This is a genomic window from bacterium (assembly GCA_035549195.1).
Classification (GTDB): domain Bacteria; phylum Oederibacteriota; class Muellerivitia; order Muellerivitales; family Muellerivitaceae; genus DASZRK01.
In genome coordinates this window covers 123,468-145,434 of sequence record DASZRK010000012.1, presented here as the reverse complement: position 1 = coordinate 145,434, position 21,967 = coordinate 123,468, and the positions used below count along the sequence as shown (strand labels likewise).

Below are 21,967 nucleotides of genomic sequence, written 5' to 3'. Positions count from 1 at the left end.
AAAACCGTATTCCGGCGGGTCAAATGCCCAAAAGTTGTATGGGGGAAATGGGGTGGTTCCGGAAGTAAGACCGTTTTAAGGGGATGACACGGGAAGTCTTGCGAAGATGGGTCATCCTACCATCCACCCCTCCTCTGTCAACTATTTTTTGGCGCCGGCAAGGTCCTAGAGGGGATAGGCCACGATCCGGTTCCGACCCCGGGCTTTGGCGGCATAGAGGGCTTTATCCGCTTTGCTGATGAGGTCCAAGTTGGTTTGAGCGTCCGCTGGAAAGGTCGCCACCCCGATGGAAACGGTCACTTGGGTGGTTTCCTTACCTACCGTGAATGAAAAGGTTTCGATGGACCGGCGTATCTTCTCGGCCAACTCCATGGCTTGCTCCTTGGAGGTCTCAGGGGCCACCAACACCATTTCCTCCCCGCCATAACGGGCTGGAATATGGGTCTTCTCGGTCTGCTCCCTGAGCAGCCGGGCCACCTCCATCAGTACATGGTCACCCGCCACATGCCCGAAATTGTCGTTGTACTTCTTGAAGTGATCGATATCGAGGATGAGCAGGCTCAATTCGGAGTTGTAACGACTGGCCAGGACCAGTTCTTCCTCCAAACGTTGTTTGAAATGACGATGCGAATTGAGCTTGGTGAGCCCGTCCGTGATGGAGAGTTTTTGGACCTTTTCATAGAGAAGGGCTTTTTGCAGCCCGATGGAGATCTGGTTGGAAAAGACCTGGAAATTGGAGAAGCGCTCGTTGTCCAAAAGGTCCCCTTCGGGGGAAAAGGAACAAAGGAACCCGATGACCCGGTCCTGGATCAGGAAGGGCATGAACAGGAAAGATTGGATGGCGAGGTTGGAGAGCTTCCGGTAGGGGTCTTGATCCTCCACATTCGGCACCCAAAGGGGCTTTTTCTGGCGGGCAAAAAGGGCCCCCATGGAATTGGCTTCCGGGTCCAATTCAAAGGACCGGAAGAGCGAATCGTCACATCCCGAAGCGATGCGGATCTCGAATTTCCTGCCGTCGTTGGAAAGCACCGCGATGATGAAATGTGGAAGGTCAAACATCCGTTCGGTGAAATCCTTGGTGAGTTCGATCATCTCCTGAACGTTCAGCGTACTTCCCGCTTCCTTGATGACATCGTAAAGATGTTCGATCTGGCGGAGCTGCTTCTCGATCTGGGTGTTCTGGGCTTTGGTGGAGTCGGAAGACTCCCGGAGGGATTGGTATTCGGCTTCCCGGCCGCTCAATTGCAATTGGATCTTCGAACGGATCTCCTCCACCCGCCGGGCCATGAATTCAGGGACAATGGCCATCGCACCCAGGACCAGCACCTCCGGCACGACCCAACTTTGGGGATAATGCCCGAATTGGAACCGGCCGAGCGCCAACCCCAAACCAAAGGTCACCGCGAACCAGCGGGCGGTGATGGACGAAGTGAATCCCAGGGGCCCGATGAAGAAAAAAGGAAGGCAAAGAAGGAAAGCTCCCGGACTAGGGAGAAGCCCCAGGACCAGGATGAAAACCGCCAACCCGACCCCGGAAGCTTTTTGAAGGAAGCCGTTCATGGGACCTTCCCCTCATTGGCCACCCGGACACGGTTCCGGCCCTCCCCCTTGGCCCGGTAGAGGGCTTGGTCGGCGGTATCGATGAAGCCTTCCACGTCCTTGAACTGGGGGCTCAATTCGGACACCCCGATGCTGACCGTGATATGGGTCACGGTCTGTCCGGCGACGATCTCCTGGGCCTCCACTTTCTGCCGGATTCGCTCCGCCACCGTTTTGGCGCCGTTCCAGGGCGTTTTGAGCAGGAGCACGGAGAATTCCTCGCCGCCATAACGGGCCACCAGGTCCACGGTGCGGACCGTTTCCTTGAGGATCTTGGCGACGGCCTTCAGGACCTTGTCCCCCACCAAATGGCCATAGGTATCGTTATAGCGCTTGAAGTGGTCCACATCGATCATCATGAGGCAAAGCGGGAGTTTGTGTTCCAGGGCCCGGAACACCTCGTCCCGGACCCTTTCTTTGTAATAACGCTGGACATATAGCCCCGTCAGGCCGTCGGTAATGGCCAGTTCGATGGTCTGGCGGTAAAGGGCGACATGCTCCAGGGCGACGATCCCGAGGTCGCAGAAATTGGACAGGAGCCTCGCGTCCTCCTGCCGGAAAGCACCCGGAAAACAGCTTTCCATTCGGATGAGTCCCATGACCTCCTGGCCCTCCATGAAAGGAGCCGCCACCAGGCTTCGCACCTGGGCTTCCGGGGTGTAGTTCTGGAAGCGGAAATCATTGGCCGCATCGGTGATCAAAAGGGGTTTACCCTGGGCAACGACCCAGGCATTGAAGGTCTCTTCCGGGTTGAGCCTCTCCCGGTTCAGCCGGACTTCCATGTCCGTGTCCACGCTATAGCGCACCGAATGCAGGGCTTTCCCCATGGAACTATCGAACAAAAGCAGTGAATAAACCCCCCCGGGCACCATGAAGGTCTTGGAGATCGTCTCGATCAAGAGCACCACCACCTCCTGGGTCTTGAAGGTCATGGCGAGGTTCCGGGCCAGTTCGTTCAGGGCTGTATAGCGCTGGATCTTGATCTGGTTGGCTTGGAGGGCCACCTTCACCTTCTCGTGGGCGATTTGGGTATCGTTGATGCTCAGCTCCAGTTCTTCCGATCTTTTATGGAGGTCAAAGGACCTCATGTCCCTCGCCCGGCTCCAGCGTTGCCACCCCCAGGCGTTGATGCACAAGGCCGCGATGAAGGTCAGGAAGAACCAGGCGGGCATGTTGGAGGTGGCCAAGGACAGCAAGCAAAGGGTCCCGATAATGCCCCCCATCGTATAGGTCACCCAAGGACCCAGGAGCATGGCGGAAAAGATCAGCGGCAAGAAATACAGCCATATGGGAGAAATGGGCTCCCAATTACGCAGGGCCGCCAAATAATTGACCCCAATGGCGGCCACGAAAAGGACGCCAACGAAGGCCCAACGTTTGGAGGCTTTCCAATTCTCGAAAAGGACTAGGATGTCCATAGGATCAAAACACCTTTTTCTTCATCCCTTGGGGGCCATCCTTGATGGATGACAACCAAAGGTCGACCTTTTTCCTTAGCTCCGCCGGGCTCCGGTCGTTCCTCAGGACCCAATCGGCCTTCCGGTCCTTCCGCGATTGGGACCATTGGGTCCCTTCCCGCCTGCGGACCTCGGATCGGTCCCAACCACGGGCTCTCAACCTTTTTCGCCTCAAGGCCGATGGGGCCGAGACCGAAAGACAACCGTCAAAATATTTGTAAAAACCCCTTTCGAACAACAGGGGAACCTCCACCACCACCAGTCCCGCCTTGGCACGCCTTTGGGCCAGGACCCACTGGGCGACCTTTCGGCGGATCATCGGGTGGATCATTCGGTTCAAAAGCACACGCTTTCGGGGATCCTTGAATACGAGTTCCCCAAGTTTGCCCCGGTCCGCATGGCCCCGGACATCCAATATCTCTTTCCCCAAACGGCGGGAAAGTCTTCCACTGAACCCTTTATCCCGCAATAGTTCATGCCCCAAATGGTCGGTTTGAAGGGTCGGGACCCCTTTTCGGGCCAGGAACCGGAGGGCTAGGCTCTTCCCTGCCCCGGGGCCACCGGTCAACCCAATCTTCCAGGGCCTTTTATGGCTTGTCATGGGATCCCCGCTGGTCGGCTTTATGGGTGGGTTTGGCTCCAGAATGCATCGAAGGTGTTCCTCATAAGGAGCGCGATGGTCATGGGGCCGACGCCACCAGGCACCGGCGTAATGGCGGAAGCTGTTGGAGAAACCGCCTCAAAATCCACATCGCCGCAGAGTTTCCCATCCGGAAGCCGGTTGATCCCCACATCCACGACCACCGCCCCATCCCGCACCATATCCGCTGTGACGTAGCGGGGCTTGCCGATGGCCGCCACCACCAATTCCGCCTCCCGGACGACGGAAGCGATGTCCCGGGTCTTGCTATGGCAGACGGTCACGGTCGCGTTGGCCTCCACCAAAAGTTGGGCCATCGGCTTTCCGACCATGATGCTACGGCCGATCACGACCGCTCTTTTTCCCGACACGGGTATTTTGTAATGTTCCAGCATGGCCATAACGCCCGCCGGAGTGCAGGACCGAAGGCCGGGCAGGCCCGCCACTAACCGCCCCAGGCTCATCGGATGCATCCCATCCACATCCTTGGCCGGATCGATGGTTTCAATGACCCTTTGGGCGCTCAAATGGCCCGGCAAGGGAAGCTGGACGAGGATCCCGTGGACTTGGGCCTTCTGGTTCAAGGTCCGGACCAGGTCCAGAAGCTGGTCCTGGGTGGTCTCTTTGGGCAAGCGATGTTCTTCAGAGTAGAACCCAAGGTTCTCGCAGGCTTTCTTTTTGCGCCCGACGTAAACCTGAGATGCGGGGTCATCCCCGACCAAAACAACGGCAAGCCCTGGCTTACCAGCCCCGGCCGGAAGGGCGGCAAGGCGCCGGGCGACCTGTTCTTGGACCGCCTTCGAAGCGGCATTCCCATCCAACAACAAGGGCATAAACCCTCCAACTCCTGGAATTTTCCGGAACAATCTATCACTTTTTACCAAGGGTTTTTGCCAAAGTTTCAGGAAATTACGGCCCAGAAGGAAAGCGGAACCGGTTCAATCTTGATCCAAGAAAAATAATGACTAGTTCAAGGTGAAACCGGACAAAGGAGAAAGATTCCTCGGGCCCCGTTATCAGCTCTTGAGCCCTAGGGCATGGGACCGGTAATGCTCCCACAAACGGGAACTGATACTGCGCGATCCCCGTAAGACTTTCCCCGATAAGTGGGTCGCTTGGAGCACACCGATACCGGAGCCGACCAAGAAAAGCTCCCCGCCCTTCAGGACGTCCTGGGGCCGCCAACGCCGTGGGCGGACCGGGATGCCCAAGGACCTGGCAAAACGAAGGATCTTGGTGCGAGTGACACTTTCAAGGCCACCCGTGGTCTGGAGGGGTGGATGAAGGACGCCATTCTTGGCCCAAAGGGGTGAGGAACTTCCTCCATCCACTACGTATCCATCACGATCCAGCCGCAGCATTTCCGTCCAGGTGGGATGATGGCGAAAATCCTCCCGGATCATCATGTAAAAGATCCATTTGAATTGTCCCGGATAGACCTCGGGCCCAGGTACCCTCCAACGGCCGACCCCGATCCGTCCTCGAAGGGGCCGGGGATCCGTGAGGGAGTGGCGCAAAGGGCGGGCCATCGCAAAGAACAGGGGTGGTTTTTTCGAAAAATCCCTCGGAGCTGCGGGCGGCTCCAGCTCTTGGACCAGGCCTACCCGTAACATGTAATCTTTTCCCTTCGAGCGATAGGTTCTTATCGCCTGATCGACCTTAGGTAACGCCAACCGGGACCAGCCTAAAAAACGGCAGCCACGGTCCAATCGGCCCATATGTTCCTTCAAGAACAAGGCTTTACCGCCATAGACCGGGATGGCTTCCAACAGCGATTCTCCATAGAGGACCGCCGAATTAAGCGGGGATAAATGGGCCTGGGCCAAGGGGACCCAGCGCCCGTTCATGAAGATCCTTTCCTTCACGGCCCCACCTCCCAATCCGCTCCCAAAGCCTTGGCCAAGGCCTGGACCTTATAAAGGGTTTCCTGGTATTCCCGGCCTGGATCCGAGTCGGCCACGACCCCGGCTCCCGCCAGGAACTCCAATGTCCCATCCTCAAAAAGGGTGAAGGTTCGGATCAGGATGTTCAGGTCGAAAATGGGACCCGGCCCGAAATAACCGAGGCTTCCGGTGTAATACCCTCGGGGGCGTCCTTCCAATTCACGGATGATCTCCATGCATCGCACCTTCGGGCAACCGGTGATGGTCCCTCCCGGGAAAAGGGAATGGAGCACCTGGGAAAAGGTCACTTCTTCTTTTTTTTGCGCCCGGACGGTGGAGACCAAATGCTGCACCTTGGAATAGGCTTCCACTTCGGAAAAACGGTTCACTTCCACCGTCCCGAACCTGGACACCCGGCCCAGATCGTTCCGGGCGAGGTCCACTAGCATCAGATGCTCGGCCCTTTCCTTCGGGTTCGTCCGTAGCTCTTCCCGCAACTGAAGGTCCCGTACCTCATCCAGGTCCCGTGGCCGGGTCCCCGCGATGGGCTTTGTTTCCAAAAGATCGCCACGCCCCAAGATCAAACGTTCCGGAGAGGAAGAAACGATGGTGCATCCCCTTCCCTTGAAGATCCCCATGAAAGGACCCGGGTTCAGTTCCCGGATCAATCGGTAAAGACCGGAAGGTTGTCCTTCCCAACAGGCTTCGAAAGGGTGGGCAAGGTTGGCCTGATAGATATCCCCTTGGGCGATGTAGACCTGGGCCTTCCGGACCATCCCTTCATATTTTTCCCGTTCGATCCCGGCGCGAAGACCCCATGAACGGAAAGTCTCTGGAGCGGACCCACGCTCCACAACCTCAAAGGGCCCGTCCCCCATCAGGAAATATTCCCGGGTCAACCGGTCAATGGCGATGACCCGAGCGGGTTTGAAAAAGTGGGCCGTGGGTGGCCCGGGATCTTTTTCGGTGTCAGGCTGGCCCCATTCATAGCCCCACACTCCGAACCAAGCTTCGCGCAAACACCAGGGAAATGGCAGGTACGAATCGGAACTGGGCGCCTGGGAGTTCATCCAATCTTCAAGAGAACCGCCCAAGGGGCCGCGTTCGCCGTTCTTCCAATACCAAAGCGCACCTTGGCTTTCCAGGACCTCTTCGGATGGAAACCCCGCCAGGATGGACCAACGGGCCGCCTCATTGGGTGGACCCCCGCTTTCCAGCAACGCAGCCAATCCTTCCCCGCACCACTTCTCCCAAAGCCCAACGAGGTCCAAGGAGCGCTCGAGGACACCGGACTTTTGGAAATAACGATCATTGGAAAGGGATGAGAAGCTCATGGATGGGGAAAGTTTAACCCAGCAGGGGGACGAAGACGAGAGGAGGACGGTTCAGGTTTTGGAAGTCATCAAGACCAGGGATTCAACGGCTTTCTGGATCTCGCCCAGATCAATGGGCTTCAAGATGACGGTCAGGGGGCCCAAACGCATGGCCTCGTTCAACAGTTCACTGTCCGGATAGGCGGTGACGAAGGCCACCACGGCCTTGGGTTGGGTCTTGCGGAGTTCCTTGAAGGTCTCCACCCCGTTCATCCCGGGCATCTTCAGATCAAGGAACACGAAATCGTATTGGGCGTTGGCGGCCAGTTGGACGGCCTCGGCACCGGACCTAGCGGTATCGACCTGGAACTTTTTCCTATCCAACGCCCTTTGATAAAGCTCACAGATCGCGGGCTCGTCATCCACCACCAAGACCTTTTTGGCGGCCTTCGTCCCCTTCTCGAGCCATCGGTCGATGAGCTCTTTCTTGAAACGCCATTCGCTTCCCACTTTGAAAGAGGGAAGGTCGCCCTGTTGGGCCAACTTGTAAATGGTAGTCGTCGTGATCTTGAGGTAGGCCGATAGTTCCTGGGCCGTCATGATCTCGTTCATAGGTCCGCTCACGTCCCTTCGGGTATGGGGAGATTATATCCCATCCCTCGGTCCATGGATGAAAGGCTGGATTTATCCAAATCTTTATTTAAATAGGGGTCTTAACAAAGTTCCGGAAGTTGCCTGGTAAATGGTTGCCTGACCGATCGCCTTCCTGATCACCCGATCAGGATGAAGATGGCCCTCAGGAAGGCTTTTCGACCGTTTCAACGGAGCTTTTATCGAATTCGACCTTGGTATTATCGCTTATCTTCAAGACAAGGATGTTTTCCTTGATGTCGGCCACGGTCCCGTAGATCCCGCCCCGGGTCAACACCCGGTCCCCCCGCTGGATGGCTCCCAGCATTTCTTCCCTCTTCTTCTTTTCCTTGCCCTGCGGATAGATGAAAAAGAAATAGTAGAGAGCCATGATGGGTAGGATGGTCGTCACGAAAAGGCTCATGAAGGCCCCCCCGGCCGTGCCGGGAGCGGCTTGGGTGGCGGTCTGTGCGAATGCGGTGTCGAGCATGGGTCACCTCAAAAAGAAAGATGAAATTCAGTTGGACGCATTATGCACAAAGCGTCCAGCCCTTCAAGTGCAGCTCATCTTTCGTCCAAGGCCCCATAACGGACCTTATGGATCTTTCCTTGTTTCGTGACCAGGAACTCGAGCTTGTCCCCAAAAGCCAAAAGGTCCTGGCTATGTTGATAGCGGATCGTTTTGAACCCATCCGTCTCCCCCACCCCTTCGTACTTGAAATAGAGACCCTGGTAAGCATTCCGCAGATCCCCCACTTCCGAGTCCAATGTGATCCCCTCGGGCGTCATGATCCTGAAATCGCCCGGCTTTTCGGGCGGTATCATCTCGAATATCCCCCGGTCTCGGGACTCATACCGGAGCAAGGCCGCGTTGTGGACTGTGTAACGATAGCGCGGAGTCCCGTTGGCCAACCTCTGGTCCAAGTGCTTCGCGACCTTTACCTTTGCCTCTTCAATATCATAAAAATCATGGAGACTGTAACGGACCCCCATGTACCAGAATTCAGCATTGACAAAATCGATCACGAGAAGGTCTTCCTCCGCCTTATGGGCCAATGACAGGTCGCGGGCCTTATTGGAAACATCTTGTTGATAACCTTTAACTTCTTTTTCCGTAGGATCCTTTGGTTTCTCCCCACTCGGCGTCGAAGTGGGCACCGTCGCAGAGGGAGTCGAGGCTTGTAACTTCGCCTTTTCCAATTCCATCTTCAATTTCTCATTCTCGAGTTTCAGGCGCTCGATATCCAATTTCTCTTTCTCGAGTTCCAAGGAAGTCGGGGCAGCCATGGAGATCGGGGTTTGGGCATAAAGGACGGTCGAAAAACAGAGGGACGAAAAAAGAAAAAAAAGGATCGGCCTCGACATTTTGCGCATGATCACATCCTTTGGCTTTACGGAATAAAAAAAAACCCCGTCCCGCTTACGCGGGACGGGGTATTCAACCAACTACTTAGAACTTGTACTTCAAGTCCGCAGTGGCAACCTGGAACATCGCGCCCACGTTGTTGTTGTTCTCGTTGTAATCTGAACCGAAGAAGATGCCATTACCCGGCTGGATATTGGCCAAGCTATTCTCCAAGGAATTCACATCGATCGAAGCATCCAACGTGAAGTTCTCGACCGCAACCGAGAAGCCCATGCTGAAGACCACCGGATCGTTGGTTGGATCATACCAAGTAGCATTTGCCGTGTTGTTCGAAACATAATCACGGGCGAAAATGAGCTTGGCAATACCAGTCCGAAGGGTCAACCAGCTATTCATCTGGGATTCCACCATGGCGTTCCAGATAGCGTAGTACTGATCAGCCGTGAAGGATCCAAAAGAATCGAAATTCGGGTCCTTTTGGTCCGCGCCATAGTAGTCGAAGGTAAGGCCGGTCGAAACCGTACCCTTGCCGCCATTGACCTTATGGGCACAGGAAGCACCGAACATTAAACCCCAGCCCGACCAGCTGAATGGATCTCCCGCGATGTCTGTCAGGTTTTCGCTATCAATCCTAGTGTCAATAAAGGGACGGATCGAATTGTCGGAGGACAAATCCGCAGAACCCATGGCGCCAATCAGGATAGAGCTAATCCCATTATCCTTCAGGCTCCCATTGTTGAAAGAGGCGTTCTGCATTTGATATTCGGCGTGGACGTTCAATTGGTTAAAGGGAGCCACGTCGGTAAAACCCAGCCCAACGGCCAAGGAATAATCCTGGCTGTCATAGGTGCTGGGGAACCCACCTTGGTTATCCAAGCCATCACCATAAGTGAAGTGAATGCCCAAGTCGGCGGTGCTTCCCAATGAATCGGCCCAGAACAAGTCGAGGTTACGTTGATTGTTATGCAAGCCATAAACAAACCAATCGTTCCCGACATTGGCCCAGGTTTCTCCGCTCAACGGTTGGAGGCCATAAGGATGGTTGGCTAAATTAGCCCAAGCCGAATACATCCGGTGAGGACGATTGACATAAACGCCGATGACACCCAATCCGGCGGCCTTCTCATCCACAATCGCGCCACCCCACTCGTTGGTGCCCCCGCCCCAGCCGTTGTAATCGTCGGCCAAGCGGAAATCGACAGTATTCTTGTAGTCGATCACCTTGTTGGGATACAACCAAATCAGGTCGATATCCTCAACTTGACGAACATCGGCCGCCATACCGTCCAAACGGGCGCTCGCGGAAGCCTTCACCGCAACGCCGAGGGCCATGAAACCGGCCAACAGCATCAAAAGTCCTTTCTTCATGCTTCTCTCTCCTTAAAGCTTTTATTAGGTTGCACTCCTCAGGGAAGAGTGCCACACCCGAAACCCCGGCCAATAACTCCGGGGCACTGCTCCAGGGCCTTGCCAACAGCCCCAACGACCGAAGAACAATACGAGCGTGGGCCGCTTCCCAAAAAAGCGCCACCCTCGATAGGCTCCTCGACAAACAAACGGTCGTGTTCACGGTTCCGCTTGAGTCGAAGCGCGTGAAATTTCCACGCGAATCCCCTTACTCCCTAAAAACAAAGGAAAAAAGGGACCCCCAAACAACCGGGCCAAATATAAGGGGGTGTTTTTGGCCTGTCAAGCACCAAAATCCAACAAAAAGGCCCTAAACCGCTAGATATTGTGGTGCTTATGTTCAAAAAGGCCCCAAAATGGGGGTCTGATACAGCTCCATTAACGGAGCTTTCTTTCGAAAAGGAAAAGGGTAAACCCTTTTCCTTTTACTCGACCGTAACACTCTTTGCCAAATTGCGGGGTTGGTCGATCTCTCGGCCTTTCTTTTTAGCGATCTCATAGGCCAAGAGTTGGAGGGGAACGACCGACAGGAGCGGGGAAAGGTCCTCGGCCACCGCAGGGATCTCAACCACCGCATCCGCCTTTCGGGCCGCAATTCCATCCCCCTTTTCAACAAGAGCGATCAATTGACCGGAGCGGGCCTTTACCTCCTCCATGTTATTCAGCATTTTCTCGTAAACCCGGGAGGAGCGCAGGGCAATGGCCACCACCGGCATGGCCTTGTCGATCAAAGCGATGGGTCCATGTTTCATTTCCCCGCCTGGGTAACCTTCGGCATGGATGTAGGAGATCTCTTTCAATTTCAGGGCGCCTTCCAGGGCAATGGGGTATTGGATGCCCCTTCCGATATAAAGAAAATTAAAGTGCCCCGCGAACCTTTGGGCCACCTTTTCGATGGCCTTCCGTTGTTTCAACATCCCCCGCATGACCCGCGGAATATGGGAAAGAGCCAGGGCCTTCGCCTTGATCCGCCCTAAAGACAGGCTTTTACGTTCCTTGGCCAAATGCAAGGCTAGGAGCCAAAGGGCCCCTAACTGGGTGGTAAAGGCCTTCGTAGAGGCCACGCCGATCTCAGGGCCTGCCCGGGTTAAAAGCACCCCATCGGCCTCCCGCGTGGCGGAACTGCCCATGACATTACAAATGACGGCGATCCGCGCTCCCCTCGCTTTGGCTTCCCGCAAGGCCACTAAAGTATCGACCGTTTCCCCGCTTTGAGAGATGACGACGACCAGGGTATCGGGCCCGATCACGGGATCCCGGTAACGGAACTCTGAGGCGTTATCGACCTCCGCCGGGATGCGGAGATGCTTTTCCAGCAGGAACTTCCCCACCAAAGCGGCGTAATAGGAAGTCCCCATCGCCAAAAGAGTGATCTTTTTGAATCTTTTCAGGAACGGCGAGGCCCAAAAGGCCCCCTCCAACAGGATCTGGCCCGTACGCGGATCCAACCGGGAAGTGAATGTGTCCTCCAACGCCCGGGGTTGTTCCATGATCTCTTTCAGCATGAAATGGGGATATCCACCCTTTTCGGCCTGCTCGGCGGACCATTCGATCTCAGAGACCGTTTTGGTGACGGCCTGTCCGTTCCCTACTTTAAGGAATCGGGGCCCCTCCGGCCGGATGACCGCCATTTCGTCATCGTCCAAATAAGAAACCCGCCGGGTATGGGCCAGCAAGGCGGGGACATCCGAGGCCAAAAGGGTCTCTCCATTGCCCCATCCCACCACCAGGCCCCCTCCTCCCGAGCGGGCACCGATCAGGGTCTCGGGTTCCCCCTGATAAACAGCCACGACCGAATAGGTTCCCTCGATGAGGGAAAGGGCCCGACGGACCGCCTCCACCCAGGGATATCTCTTCAGTTGGTCCTCGATCAGATGGGCTAAAACCTCGGAATCGGTCTGCGACCGGAAACGGTGTCCCTTGGCCCGTAGCTTTGTTTTAAGGGCCTGATAATTCTCGATGATGCCATTGTGGACCACCGCCACCCGGTTATGGCAGTCGGTATGGGGATGGGCATTGGAATCGGTCGGATGGCCGTGAGTGGCCCACCGGGTATGGCCGATACCGGCCTTGGGCCCTTGGCGCTTGGCCGCAGGAAGGGCTTGAAAGGCCTTGATCAGGTTCTGGATCTTCCCGGCTTTTTTAACGGTCCGCAGGGGACTTCCAGGGACCATCAACGCCAAACCCGCCGAGTCATATCCCCGGTATTCGAGCTTGGCCAGACCGTTCAGGAGGATATTCCCGGCCGGTTTAGTCCCCGTGTAGCCGACGATACCGCACATGAACCGCCCCCTTGTTTCTTTCCCGAAAAGGCCCGGCATCTTAACACGGCAAAATCCGGACGAACAATGCGCTCAGGCCAATGCCTGAGAAAGCTCCATCATTCTTTCCAATGACAAAGTTTCCCCCCGGACCTGGGGGTCGATCCCGGTCCTTTGGAGGGCTTCTTGGACCTTGTCCGGCGTTTTTCCCAAGGACTTCAAAGAATTGGAAAGCATTTTTCGGCGGCTCTGAAAAATGGCCCTCACCAATCGAAAAAGTTCCGCTTCCGCCTTCCCTTCCAACGGAAGGGTTTCCCGCATCCTTAACTCCACGAAGGCCGAATCGACCTTTGGTTTTGGACGGAAGCACCGGGCCGGCACAGCCACTTTCTGGGAAGGTTCCGAGTAGTATTGAGCGCAAAGGGTGAGCGCCCCATAGGCCTTGGTCCCAGGGCCGGCGGTCAAACGTTCGGCCACCTCTTTTTGCACCATGAGATAGACCGACCGGAGTCGGGAATGATATTGGGTCAAAAGCCGGGTGATAAGGGGAGAAGTCAGGTAGTAAGGGATGTTCCCCGCCAAGGTGATCTTGGCCGGTGGCGGGGGCGCTAGGGGAGCCAAGTCGTACTCGAGGATGTCCCCTTTTTGGAGCGCGATCCCAGGCCGGCCCCCGAAGCGTTTTTCGAGCACGGCGAAAAGCTTATGGTCGATCTCGATGACCGTGAGGGGGCGTTCCTTCTTTAGCAACCGTTCCGTCAGGGCCCCATATCCCCCGCCCACCTCCACCAAAACATCGCCCGGGGGACATTGGATGACCCCCTCGATCTGGTCGAGGATCCGGGTATCGGTCAGGAAGTTCTGTCCCGCGGACTTTCGGGGACGATAGGCATATTCACGAAAAAGACCGGCCAAGGGATCCATCGGCGCATTATAGCGGGCCGTTTTGATCGGGTCTTAAAACAAAAAAGCCCGGCCCCTTTCGGGAACCGGGCTTTCAGCCTGGCGATCAATAGAATTCGATGTCGTCCACGCTCAGATCAATATCGACCTCAACGTTATTCCCGCCGGACGTGCTTGCGAATTGGAAATTGGTAACGTTCTGTAGTCCAGTGGGATAGTTCCCCAAATTACCTGTGGTTCCCCAGCCGCCGCAGGAAGCGCCTCCTCCCGGCGGCGCCGGAGGACTACCATAAGTATATCCGCCAGCCACATTGCACCAGTTAATTGAAGTAAAAGGCGCTGTTACTAAAGTCCATCCCATCCCCCTATAAGAAGTCAGATCCACCCCCGGATGATCATAGCAATGAGCGGAGCAATTACCGCCATCTCCTGCCGCCGAGGTCTCCTGGATCATTACGTAGAAATAACTGGAGAGAGGCCCGCCGGAAGTGGGCGTACCATTGTTGTTGTTGAGGTAGAACTTGATGCCGGTAAAGCCGGATACGTCGAACAGGGGCCCTCCGGCGTTCAGCACATCGGTCATCACGTAGGAATGATAACTTCCCGGGCCATTGGTGATGCTGATATGACCGAAATTACGAGCCCGGAAGGTGGAAACATAACCACCACACTGGATGATGTTTGCCACCGTCGGGATGATGTAACCGCCATCCCCGATAAAGTAGTTGTTCCATCCTTGCGTTCCCGTGGGCAATCCCGTCAACGACGGATTGTTCAACACGCTACCAGCAGGCAGGGTATCGACCCGAGTATTTGGCTCGGGCCCCGGTGCCGTCGCAGTGGTCAGCCGGACATTATCGATCCAGACCCCCATATTGGTGGCCGTCGGGAATTGGAAATAGACGCCAAAGATCTGGGCCGGTTTGAAAGCGGCTTGAGGAACTCCCCAACCCGCCTGGGCCAACTGGTTCCAGAAAACGGTGACCGGGGTCCAGGCGGTCGTCATGCAAACCTTGGTACTGTGGTAGTCACTGCAGGAAGAACAAACCCCACCCGCCATATCCGTATCCACATCTGAAACGGCCACCGTTAAAAGACTTCCGCTTCCCACGTCCATCTTCACATCGAAGACGATCCCGGTGTAGGCCGAGAGGTCGGCTGCCGCCGCAGGGTTCATCAAAGTGAATCCGAAATTCGCATACTGGGTCACCGCCCCGCATGTCACGTGAGCGGCATAGGACGAGCCGTTCCCCGGCGCGGAAGAATCCACCCAACTGGCGGCTGCGGGATAAATATTCGACCCCGCTGTTCCATCACTATTGGCGTTCCAAAAACCGTTGAAGGCGCCGGAACCCGGCGAAATCTGCCCATCCCCATCCTCGAAATCGTCGATCAGGTTCGGGTCCGGCGTGTTAGTCGCCGTGTTCGTCGGCGTGCTGGTCGCAGTGCTGGTGGCGGTATTGGTGGGCGTTTGGGTGGGTGTAAAGGTGTCTGTTGGAGTACCCGTCGCGGTCGATGTTGCGGTGTTGGTCCCGGTATTGGTGGGCGTCGAGGTGTTGCCGCCCGGGGTATCGGTCGGGCTAAAGGTTGGGGTGAATGTAAAGGTGAAGGTATTGGTGGTCGTGAATGTGAAAGTGGAGGTATTGGTCGGAACATTGGTGAAGGTGAACGTGGGCGTGTTGGTCACCGTAAAGGTCGAGGTACCCGTATTGGTCGGGGTTCCCGTCGGAGTGGATTGCGTGAAACTGGGGGAGACCGGGACCGAGATATCGCGGGTACAACTGAAGGACAATCCCAAAAAAGCCACCAAAGCCGCCACCTGGAACTTCCATTTGGAACTGTATTTCACTGGACCCCTCCGCATTGGTTTTCCCGTTCTGGAAAGAACGTTATCACCCGGGGTCAATTCTCATAACAATCCATTGTCTTTTTGATATAAGTCATTTTTGCGGTTAAAAAAGGGGTTTCCGCTGCCTTGGGCGTCGGCCGCTTTTTTAGGTTGTTTTGAGGGATTGGACTTTGGGGGCCTCAACACGGCAACTGCGGGACTATCGGTTTAATGGAGCCTTTTATTCGCCAGCATTTCCGCCATATGGATGGCCGCCACCATGCTTTCGGGCTTGGCCACCCCCTTCCCAGCGATATCAAAGGCCGTCCCGTGGTCCGGTGAGGTCCGGATAAAGGGTAGCCCCAGGGTCAAATTGACCCCCTCGTCGAAGGCCGCCAGCTTCAGCGGGATCAGGCCCTGGTCGTGGTACATGCAGAGGATGGCGTCATAGGGCTTCTTGGACGCCCAATAGAACAAGGTGTCAGGTGGATGGGGGCCCGAGACCTGCCACCCCATTTTTTGCGCCTTTTGGACGATCGGGGCCAACACCTTGATCTCTTCCTTCCCGAACGCTCCGCCTTCTCCCGCGTGGGGATTCACTCCCGCCACCGCGATACGGGGGCCCTTGATCCCGAACCACTTCCGTAAGGTCCTATGGGTCAGCTCCAATTTTTCCCAAACCAAGCTCGGCTTGATGAAGGAGAACGCCTTGGACAAAGGTTCGTGAATGGACTGCAGGACGATACGGAAAGGTCCACCCACCATCATCATGGCGTAATCCTGGGTGCCCGAAAGCTTGGCCAATAATTCCGTGTGGCCGGGATAAGGACAACCCGCCTTATGGATGGCTTCCTTATGGATGGGCGCCGTGACCAAGGCATCCACTTCCCCCTCCAAGGCCAGCCGCGCCCCCTCGCAAATATAACGGACCGCTGCGGCACCCTGGGGAGCGGTGACCTTTCCCCACCGGACCTTCTTGACGCCACCCAGGTCGAGGACCGCGATCCCTTTTTTCAGGTCCCGGCCCAGTTCGGCGTCGTTGACCCAGATCAACGATTTTTTGAAATGGAATTTCTTGGCGAGCGTCTTCCAGAGTTTGAAATCGCCTAACAGAAGGAACTGGGCCCTGGAAGATCCGGTCATCTTCGAAAGGGCCTTGAGGGTCACTTCCCCTCCGATCCCACCCGGATCGCCCATGGTGATCCCGATCAATGGTCTTTTCGTGGAAGCCATGAAGTCCCCCGGTTCAGAGCGCTTTCGCGGCCAAGGCCGCCAAGGGCGAACGTTCGCTCTTGGAGAGGGTGATGTGCCCGAACATCTCGTTGCCTTTGAAGCGTTCGGCCAGGTAGACCATGCCGTTGGAGGAAGCGTCCAGGTAGGGGTTGTCGATCTGGTAGGGATCGCCGGTCAGCACGATCTTGGTGCCCACCCCGGCGCGGGACACGATGGTCTTGATCTCATGGGGGGTCAGGTTCTGGGCCTCGTCCACGATCATGAATTGCTTGGGGATGGAACGGCCCCGGATATAGGTCAGGGCCTCCATTTCCAATTTATGGGAATCCAGCAAGTATTGGACCTTGTCGTCCACCTCCTCCGCATCGCTTTGCAGGTGCCCTTTGTCCAGGATGAATTCCAGGTTGTCGAAAATGGGTTGCATCCAGTTCATCAGCTTTTCGTCCTTGGTCCCGGGAAGATAACCGATGTCCTTGCCCATGGGGACGATGGGCCGGGATACCAGGACCCGTCGGTATTTCTTCTCGTCCAAGGTCTTCAAGAGCCCCGTGGCCAGGGCCAAAAGGGTCTTGCCCGTCCCGGCGGATCCCACCAGGGTCACCATGCAAATCCGGTCGTTCAAGAGAAGGTTCAAGGCGAAGAGTTGCTCCCGGTTCAGGTGCCGGATGCCCCAAGCTTCCGGTTCCTTGAACCAAAGGGCTTGGGCGTCCTTATTGGCCTCCCGGTAGATCCCCAAGGCCGTCTTGGATTCGTGGATGTCGCTTTTGAGCACGAGGAACTCGTTCTCGTAAAGGGGCCTTTCGTCGAAATCCTTGAGGGAAATGGATCCCTTTTTATAGAACTCGTCGATCTGGGCATCCTTCACCGTGACCTGGGCCCAGCCGGGATAGAGCTCGTCGATATTGACCTTATTGGTCTCGAAATCCTCCGACACAACGCCCAAGGCGTCGGCCTTGATGCGCAGGTTGATGTCCTTGGTGATGAACTTGACGTTCTCGCCCTTTTCCTTGAGGTCCAGGGCGATCCCAATGATGTTGTTGTCGATCTTGATATGGGCCAAAGAGGCCGGCAGGTGGGTCGTGGGGGAACTGATGTCGACCTTCAGGATGCCCCCGCTCGCCAGGGGGATCCCCTCCTGCAGGTTCCCCTTGGCGCGGAGGTTGTCCAGCATCCGGGCCACTTCCCGGGCGTTCCGGCCCCGTTCGTCCTCGTATTTTTTGAAGGTGTCCAGTTCCTCCAGGACCCCCAGGGGGATCACCACCGTATTGTCCTCGAAGGATTCCAGCGAATGGGGGTTGTGGATGAGGACGTTGGTATCCAGGACGAAGGTCTTCTTCATGGCTTAGCCTCCGGTGGGACGAAATACGGCTTCAGGAAATGGAAAAGGGTCGAACCGAAACGATGGGACCAACTCAGAGACCCGGAAAACACGGCGGAAAGCGGAAGCGCCTGCGGCCACACGAAGGTGAAGAGGAGCATTAAGACAATCATATTTCCCGTAAAAATGAAAATCAAGGAGAAGGCCACCCCACCCTCATCCAGGTCGGGTTGGTGATGGGACAAGGACCAAACCGTCAGCGCCAAATGGAACGCATAGGTGAAGCCGACCAGGAAAAGAAGATAGACCTTGAAGCGGTCCGCCGCGATCGCATAGACCATCAATGTCACGGCGGTGTAAAAAGGGAAGATATAAGGCGCCAAACTGACGAAAAGATGGGAGCGGTTCGTGACCGTCGTCCCGCCGCTCGTCGAGGCTTGGATGGAAGTGACCTTGCCGCCCAGGGCCATGGCGGCCAACGCGTGTGTCAATTCGTGGGCCATGACATGGGTCAGGATGGGTTTGGAAAGAAGGAAATGGACGGCGAAATAGGCGGCGAACCCGCCGAGAAAGACCCAGGTCGGGGTTTCGCCCCAAGGGACCTGCGGCAAGGCGGATCCCACCACGCAGACGGCCACGGCGGAAAGCCACAACATCAGGCACCCGGAAAAAAACTTGAGGATGATCCCGAACAAGAATTTTCTGACCTTGGCCAAAAGCGTCCCTTGTGCCTTTATTCTTCCCCGGGGCCGGCGGCCGATCCCGGATCCCCGGCCTCTTCCCATTTGATCTCGGTGGCGATCCGATAGACCACTTCCCGGGGCAGGTCCCGGAGTTTAGCGACCGACTTGACCGCCTCGGTCTTGGACAACCCCTGATCCTTCATCATCCGCACCAATTGATCGGCGATGGAGACCCCCGCCCATTTTTCCGGCATGGAGCGATCGAAGGGCTCGGCCCCCTCCACCATGACCACGAACTCTCCCTTGGGCTCCACCGCTTTGAAATGCTTCCAAAGCTCCTGAAGGTTCCCACGCACGAATTCCTCATGGAGTTTGGTCAGCTCCCGGCCCACCACCCCTGACCGGTTCCCGAAAACGTTCATCATATCCTTGAGGCTGGCGCGCAAGCGGTGGGGCGATTCATAGAAGACCAGCGTCTGTTCGAAGGATTTCATTTGGTGCAGGGCCTTTTGCCGGTCCGAGGCCTTGGCGGGCAGGAACCCCGCGAAGGTGAAGGGGCTCGCGGGAAAACCCGAGGCCGGAAGGGCTGCGATCAAGGCCGAAGGCCCCGGCACCGGGACCACCGCGAATCCTTTCTCCACCACCGCTTTGACCACCTGGGACCCGGGATCCGAGATGCCCGGCATCCCGGCATCGGTGATCAAGGCGACCGCCCCTCCTCCACCCAGCACGTCCAGGATCTCCGAGGTACGTTTGACCTCATTGTGTTCGAAGCAGGAAATGAGCTTGGCCGGTTGGATGCCGAAATGGGTCAGGAGCTTGAGGCTGTTGCGGGTGTCCTCCGCGGCCACCAGTTGGACCTCCCGGAGGACCTTCAGGGCCCGGAAGGTCATATCCTCCAGGTTCCCGATGGGAGTGGCGACCAGGTAAAGGGTGGCGGGTTTAATGGCGTTCTTTTCGGACATTCATACTTTCCTGGATCGCACCGCGAAGAGCCGAAGGCGCGAATATCCCATATTCTACGCTTTTTTGGTTTTCCTTCGCTTCTTCGCGGCCAATGGTCCCCGTTTGACCTCCCCGGTCTCCAAAACGGGTTTTCTTATCCTTTCCACCATCCACCAAACACCCCAACCACAGAGGACCCCGAGGACATAACCCGAAAGGACGTCCGAAGGGTAATGGAGGCCTAAATAGACCCGAGACAGACCGACCAAAAGGGCGATGAGGAGGAAGAGGGGCCGCCGGGCGGGAAAGGCCATCGACAAAAGGAACATGGAAGAACCCATGTTCGCCGCGTGGCTGGAGGGAAAGGAGAAAGCCCCGCTCTTCCCCAAGGGGGTCAGCACACCGTCCAGGGCGTTGCAGGGCCGGACCCGTTCGACCAGGCCCTTGATCGCATGGCTGGCCGTCTGGTCGGAGATCAGGACGGCGGCGAAAAGGCTCAAGACCAGCCAGCGCCCCTGGGACCCTCCCTTCCAAAGCCAATAAAAGACCGGGACCACAATGAGAGCCAACATGAGGGGATGACGGTAGTCCGTGATATAGGAAAAAAAAGAATCCAGGAAGGGGCAGGACCAGCCCCGGTTGATCCAACGGAAGACCGCCACGTCCGCCGAATAGAGGAGGTCCTCCAAGGGTCAGGAAGCCTGGACCGGGATAGGGTCCATTTCGGGCAATGTCCCGATGATCTCACCCAGGGTTTTGACCACCCAATCGGCGTCGTCGGAAGTGAGCAATTTCTGTCGAAGGTCCTTCGCGCCCTCGAAGCCCTTGAGGTAATGGGTCAGGTGCTTTTTCATCTCCATGAGCCCCATCCTCGGTCCCTTCACCTCGATGGAGCACTTCAACTGTTCGAGGGCGACTCCCAAGCGGAATTTCAGGCTGAAACCCTGCAGGGGTTTCCCCGTTTCCAGGTAATGGTTGATCTCCTCGAAGATCCAGGGCGCGCCCATGCTTCCCCGCCCGATCATGATGCCGTCGCAATGGGTCTGCTGGAATAGGCGATAGGCATCGGCGGCGCTCTTCACGTCCCCGTTCCCGATGATGGGGATGTGCGCCTTCTGCTTGAGCCTCGCGATGATCTCCCAATCGGCCTTTCCCTCGAACATCTGGTTGCGGGTGCGGGCGTGGATGGCCAGGGCCGAGGCCCCCGCCTCTTCCACCGACTGCAAGAGCTCGAAGACCGAATTGTCCATGGTGTCGAACCCGGCCCGGGTCTTGACCGTGATGGGCACCTTGCCGTCCGTGGCCTTCACCATGGCCTCCACGATCCATCCGGCCCGTTGGGGCTCCTTCAGGACCGCGGCCCCCGCGTCGCACTTGAGGATCTTTCCCACGGGACAGCCGAAATTGATGTCGATGAGGTCGGGCTTCACTTCCTCGGCCACCCGGGCCGCCGCTTCCCCCATGATGCCGGGGTCGCCGCCGAAAAGCTGCACGCCCACGGGACGCTCGGGCTCGGTGAATTCCATCAGGTCGTTGGTCTTGTCGCTCCCGGCGATCAGTGCCCGCGAGGACACCATCTCGGTGACCACCATGGCCGCGCCATAGCGCCTTGCCAGGCGGCGGAAGGCGGTATCCGTATACCCCGCCATGGGGGCCAGGAAGACCCGGCCGTTCAGGATCAGGTCGCCCAGCTTGAACTCGCGGGCGGCCTTGCCGAACGCGGCCATGGGGGCGCCATCCAGGGCCTGGGGGGGCGGGGTCCCTGGGGCCTGGTCGATGGCCCCTTTATCCTCTCGTGGCAGCACGCTCATCAGTTCAACTCCACTTCCCGGACGCCCCTGAGTTTCTCGATGCGGCGGGCGGCCTGCTTTCCCTTGGCCAGGGGGACCGGATGGATATGGATGGTCACGGTCTTTCCCTCCGGCGCTTCGTTGACCGTCATGGTCCGGACGATCCTGATGCCGATGGTCCTCAGGAGTTCCTTGGCATCTTCGGTCAAATGGGGCGTCATCCTAGCATGGATGGTCACACTATGGTAAAGGGTGCCCTCGATGTGGTCGTCCAGTCGGTTCATGAGATAGAGGGTCAAAAGCACCAGGACCGTGGTCAAAAAAGCCCCGGCATAAAAGCCGCAACCCACCGCGATGCCGATCCCGGCCACGACCCAGAGGCTGGCGGCCGTGGTCAAACCCGACACCACCCCTTCCCGCGGATGGAGGATGGTTCCCGCCCCCAGGAATCCGATCCCGACCACCACATTGGCCGCGATCCGGGAATCGAAGATCACCGTTCCGTTCTCGACCCGGCTCATCAAAAGGGAGATCAGGGTCATGAGACAGGCCCCGATCCCCACCAGGATATGGGTCCTCAGCCCCGCGGGCTTCCTCAGGCGCTCGCGGTCCCATCCAATGAGTCCGGCGCAAAAGATCGAGATCAAAAGCCGGATGGCGATGGGGCCGATATCCTGGAAAAAAGGGAGGTCGTTCATAGGGGCATTGTAGCAG

20 protein-coding genes are annotated in these 21,967 nt (G+C 57.0%); all 20 read right to left on the bottom strand.

Annotation, left to right across the window (positions count from 1 at the left end; all coding sequences use genetic code 11):
* Positions 1–165: 165 nt before the first annotated feature.
* The 20 genes from VHE12_02570 to VHE12_02475 all read right to left on the bottom strand — a co-directional run bounded on the left by VHE12_02570 (position 166) and on the right by VHE12_02475 (position 21,951).
* Complete coding sequence (locus VHE12_02570; protein HVZ79667.1) at positions 166–1,560, bottom strand: GGDEF domain-containing protein; 1,395 nt, start codon at positions 1,558–1,560, stop codon at positions 166–168.
* Entirely contained in the window at positions 1,557–3,017 is a 1,461-nt protein-coding gene (locus VHE12_02565) for a diguanylate cyclase (GenBank protein HVZ79666.1), read from the bottom strand. Before VHE12_02565 ends, VHE12_02570 begins: the two co-directional genes overlap by 4 nt.
* A 4-nt stretch (positions 3,018–3,021) precedes the next feature.
* Complete coding sequence (gene coaE, locus VHE12_02560) at positions 3,022–3,657, bottom strand: dephospho-CoA kinase (GenBank protein ID HVZ79665.1); 636 nt, start codon at positions 3,655–3,657, stop codon at positions 3,022–3,024.
* A gap of 20 nt (positions 3,658–3,677) precedes the next feature.
* The gene (gene folD, locus VHE12_02555; GenBank protein HVZ79664.1) at positions 3,678–4,529 is read right to left on the bottom strand and encodes a bifunctional methylenetetrahydrofolate dehydrogenase/methenyltetrahydrofolate cyclohydrolase FolD; all 852 of its coding nucleotides are present in this window, start codon (positions 4,527–4,529) and stop codon (positions 3,678–3,680) included.
* Positions 4,530–4,712: 183 nt separating this feature from the next.
* Positions 4,713–5,561, bottom strand: coding sequence for an aminotransferase class IV (locus VHE12_02550; protein HVZ79663.1), 849 nt, complete (start codon positions 5,559–5,561; stop codon positions 4,713–4,715).
* Positions 5,558–6,913, bottom strand: coding sequence for an anthranilate synthase component I family protein (locus tag VHE12_02545; GenBank protein ID HVZ79662.1), 1,356 nt, complete (start codon positions 6,911–6,913; stop codon positions 5,558–5,560). Before VHE12_02545 ends, VHE12_02550 begins: the two co-directional genes overlap by 4 nt.
* A 51-nt stretch (positions 6,914–6,964) precedes the next feature.
* Positions 6,965–7,504 carry a response regulator gene (locus VHE12_02540; protein ID HVZ79661.1) on the bottom strand — a complete coding sequence of 180 codons (540 nt, stop codon included), beginning with the start codon at positions 7,502–7,504 and terminating at the stop codon, positions 6,965–6,967.
* 184 nt (positions 7,505–7,688) lie between these two features.
* Complete coding sequence (yajC, locus tag VHE12_02535) at positions 7,689–8,012, bottom strand: preprotein translocase subunit YajC (protein HVZ79660.1); 324 nt, start codon at positions 8,010–8,012, stop codon at positions 7,689–7,691.
* A gap of 74 nt (positions 8,013–8,086) precedes the next feature.
* On the bottom strand, positions 8,087–8,887 hold the full coding sequence (locus VHE12_02530; protein HVZ79659.1) for a hypothetical protein: 801 nt from the start codon (positions 8,885–8,887) through the stop codon (positions 8,087–8,089).
* Positions 8,888–8,972: 85 nt separating this feature from the next.
* Positions 8,973–10,256 carry a hypothetical protein gene (locus VHE12_02525; GenBank protein ID HVZ79658.1) on the bottom strand — a complete coding sequence of 428 codons (1,284 nt, stop codon included), beginning with the start codon at positions 10,254–10,256 and terminating at the stop codon, positions 8,973–8,975.
* A 464-nt stretch (positions 10,257–10,720) separates the two neighbouring features.
* The gene (gene glmS / locus VHE12_02520) at positions 10,721–12,577 is read right to left on the bottom strand and encodes a glutamine--fructose-6-phosphate transaminase (isomerizing) (protein ID HVZ79657.1); all 1,857 of its coding nucleotides are present in this window, start codon (positions 12,575–12,577) and stop codon (positions 10,721–10,723) included.
* A gap of 72 nt (positions 12,578–12,649) precedes the next feature.
* Positions 12,650–13,477 (bottom strand): 16S rRNA (adenine(1518)-N(6)/adenine(1519)-N(6))-dimethyltransferase RsmA, encoded by an 828-nt coding sequence (rsmA, locus tag VHE12_02515; GenBank protein HVZ79656.1) that lies wholly within the window; start codon positions 13,475–13,477, stop codon positions 12,650–12,652.
* Between the two features lie 85 nt (positions 13,478–13,562).
* Positions 13,563–15,305 carry a carbohydrate binding domain-containing protein gene (locus VHE12_02510; GenBank protein HVZ79655.1) on the bottom strand — a complete coding sequence of 581 codons (1,743 nt, stop codon included), beginning with the start codon at positions 15,303–15,305 and terminating at the stop codon, positions 13,563–13,565.
* 207 nt (positions 15,306–15,512) lie between these two features.
* A complete protein-coding gene (gene pdxA, locus VHE12_02505; GenBank protein HVZ79654.1) occupies positions 15,513–16,517 on the bottom strand; it encodes a 4-hydroxythreonine-4-phosphate dehydrogenase PdxA in 1,005 nt (334 codons plus the stop codon).
* 13 nt (positions 16,518–16,530) lie between these two features.
* Positions 16,531–17,856 carry a PhoH family protein gene (locus tag VHE12_02500; GenBank protein HVZ79653.1) on the bottom strand — a complete coding sequence of 442 codons (1,326 nt, stop codon included), beginning with the start codon at positions 17,854–17,856 and terminating at the stop codon, positions 16,531–16,533.
* Positions 17,853–18,551, bottom strand: a complete 699-nt coding sequence (locus VHE12_02495) for a hypothetical protein (protein ID HVZ79652.1) — start codon at positions 18,549–18,551, stop codon at positions 17,853–17,855. The genes VHE12_02500 and VHE12_02495 overlap by 4 nt, the downstream gene beginning before the upstream one ends.
* 17 nt (positions 18,552–18,568) lie before the next feature.
* Complete coding sequence (rsmI, locus tag VHE12_02490; GenBank protein ID HVZ79651.1) at positions 18,569–19,483, bottom strand: 16S rRNA (cytidine(1402)-2'-O)-methyltransferase; 915 nt, start codon at positions 19,481–19,483, stop codon at positions 18,569–18,571.
* Positions 19,484–19,537: 54 nt separating this feature from the next.
* A complete protein-coding gene (locus tag VHE12_02485; protein ID HVZ79650.1) occupies positions 19,538–20,152 on the bottom strand; it encodes a phosphatase PAP2 family protein in 615 nt (204 codons plus the stop codon).
* 3 nt (positions 20,153–20,155) lie between these two features.
* Positions 20,156–21,274 carry a tRNA dihydrouridine synthase DusB gene (dusB, locus tag VHE12_02480; protein ID HVZ79649.1) on the bottom strand — a complete coding sequence of 373 codons (1,119 nt, stop codon included), beginning with the start codon at positions 21,272–21,274 and terminating at the stop codon, positions 20,156–20,158.
* Positions 21,274–21,951: an MgtC/SapB family protein gene (locus VHE12_02475; protein ID HVZ79648.1), complete on the bottom strand. Its 678-nt coding sequence runs from the start codon at positions 21,949–21,951 to the stop codon at positions 21,274–21,276. Before VHE12_02475 ends, dusB begins: the two co-directional genes overlap by 1 nt.
* Positions 21,952–21,967: the final 16 nt, after the last annotated feature.

Bases quoted from the DNA above. Each gene is read 5' to 3' on its own strand.
- VHE12_02570 (HVZ79667.1), bottom strand. From the start codon at position 1,560: ATGAACGGCTTCCTTCAAAAAGCTTCCGGGGTCGGGTTGGCGGTTTTC.
- VHE12_02565 (HVZ79666.1), bottom strand. From the start codon at position 3,017: ATGGACATCCTAGTCCTTTTCGAGAATTGGAAAGCCTCCAAACGTTGG.
- coaE (HVZ79665.1), bottom strand. From the start codon at position 3,657: ATGACAAGCCATAAAAGGCCCTGGAAGATTGGGTTGACCGGTGGCCCC.
- folD (HVZ79664.1), bottom strand. From the start codon at position 4,529: ATGCCCTTGTTGTTGGATGGGAATGCCGCTTCGAAGGCGGTCCAAGAA.
- VHE12_02545 (HVZ79662.1), bottom strand. From the start codon at position 6,913: ATGAGCTTCTCATCCCTTTCCAATGATCGTTATTTCCAAAAGTCCGGT.
- VHE12_02540 (HVZ79661.1), bottom strand. From the start codon at position 7,504: ATGAACGAGATCATGACGGCCCAGGAACTATCGGCCTACCTCAAGATC.
- yajC (HVZ79660.1), bottom strand. From the start codon at position 8,012: ATGCTCGACACCGCATTCGCACAGACCGCCACCCAAGCCGCTCCCGGC.
- VHE12_02530 (HVZ79659.1), bottom strand. From the start codon at position 8,887: ATGTCGAGGCCGATCCTTTTTTTTCTTTTTTCGTCCCTCTGTTTTTCG.
- VHE12_02525 (HVZ79658.1), bottom strand. From the start codon at position 10,256: ATGAAGAAAGGACTTTTGATGCTGTTGGCCGGTTTCATGGCCCTCGGC.
- glmS (HVZ79657.1), bottom strand. From the start codon at position 12,577: ATGTGCGGTATCGTCGGCTACACGGGGACTAAACCGGCCGGGAATATC.
- rsmA (HVZ79656.1), bottom strand. From the start codon at position 13,477: ATGGATCCCTTGGCCGGTCTTTTTCGTGAATATGCCTATCGTCCCCGA.
- pdxA (HVZ79654.1), bottom strand. From the start codon at position 16,517: ATGGCTTCCACGAAAAGACCATTGATCGGGATCACCATGGGCGATCCG.
- VHE12_02500 (HVZ79653.1), bottom strand. From the start codon at position 17,856: ATGAAGAAGACCTTCGTCCTGGATACCAACGTCCTCATCCACAACCCC.
- rsmI (HVZ79651.1), bottom strand. From the start codon at position 19,483: ATGTCCGAAAAGAACGCCATTAAACCCGCCACCCTTTACCTGGTCGCC.
- dusB (HVZ79649.1), bottom strand. From the start codon at position 21,274: ATGAGCGTGCTGCCACGAGAGGATAAAGGGGCCATCGACCAGGCCCCA.
- VHE12_02475 (HVZ79648.1), bottom strand. From the start codon at position 21,951: ATGAACGACCTCCCTTTTTTCCAGGATATCGGCCCCATCGCCATCCGG.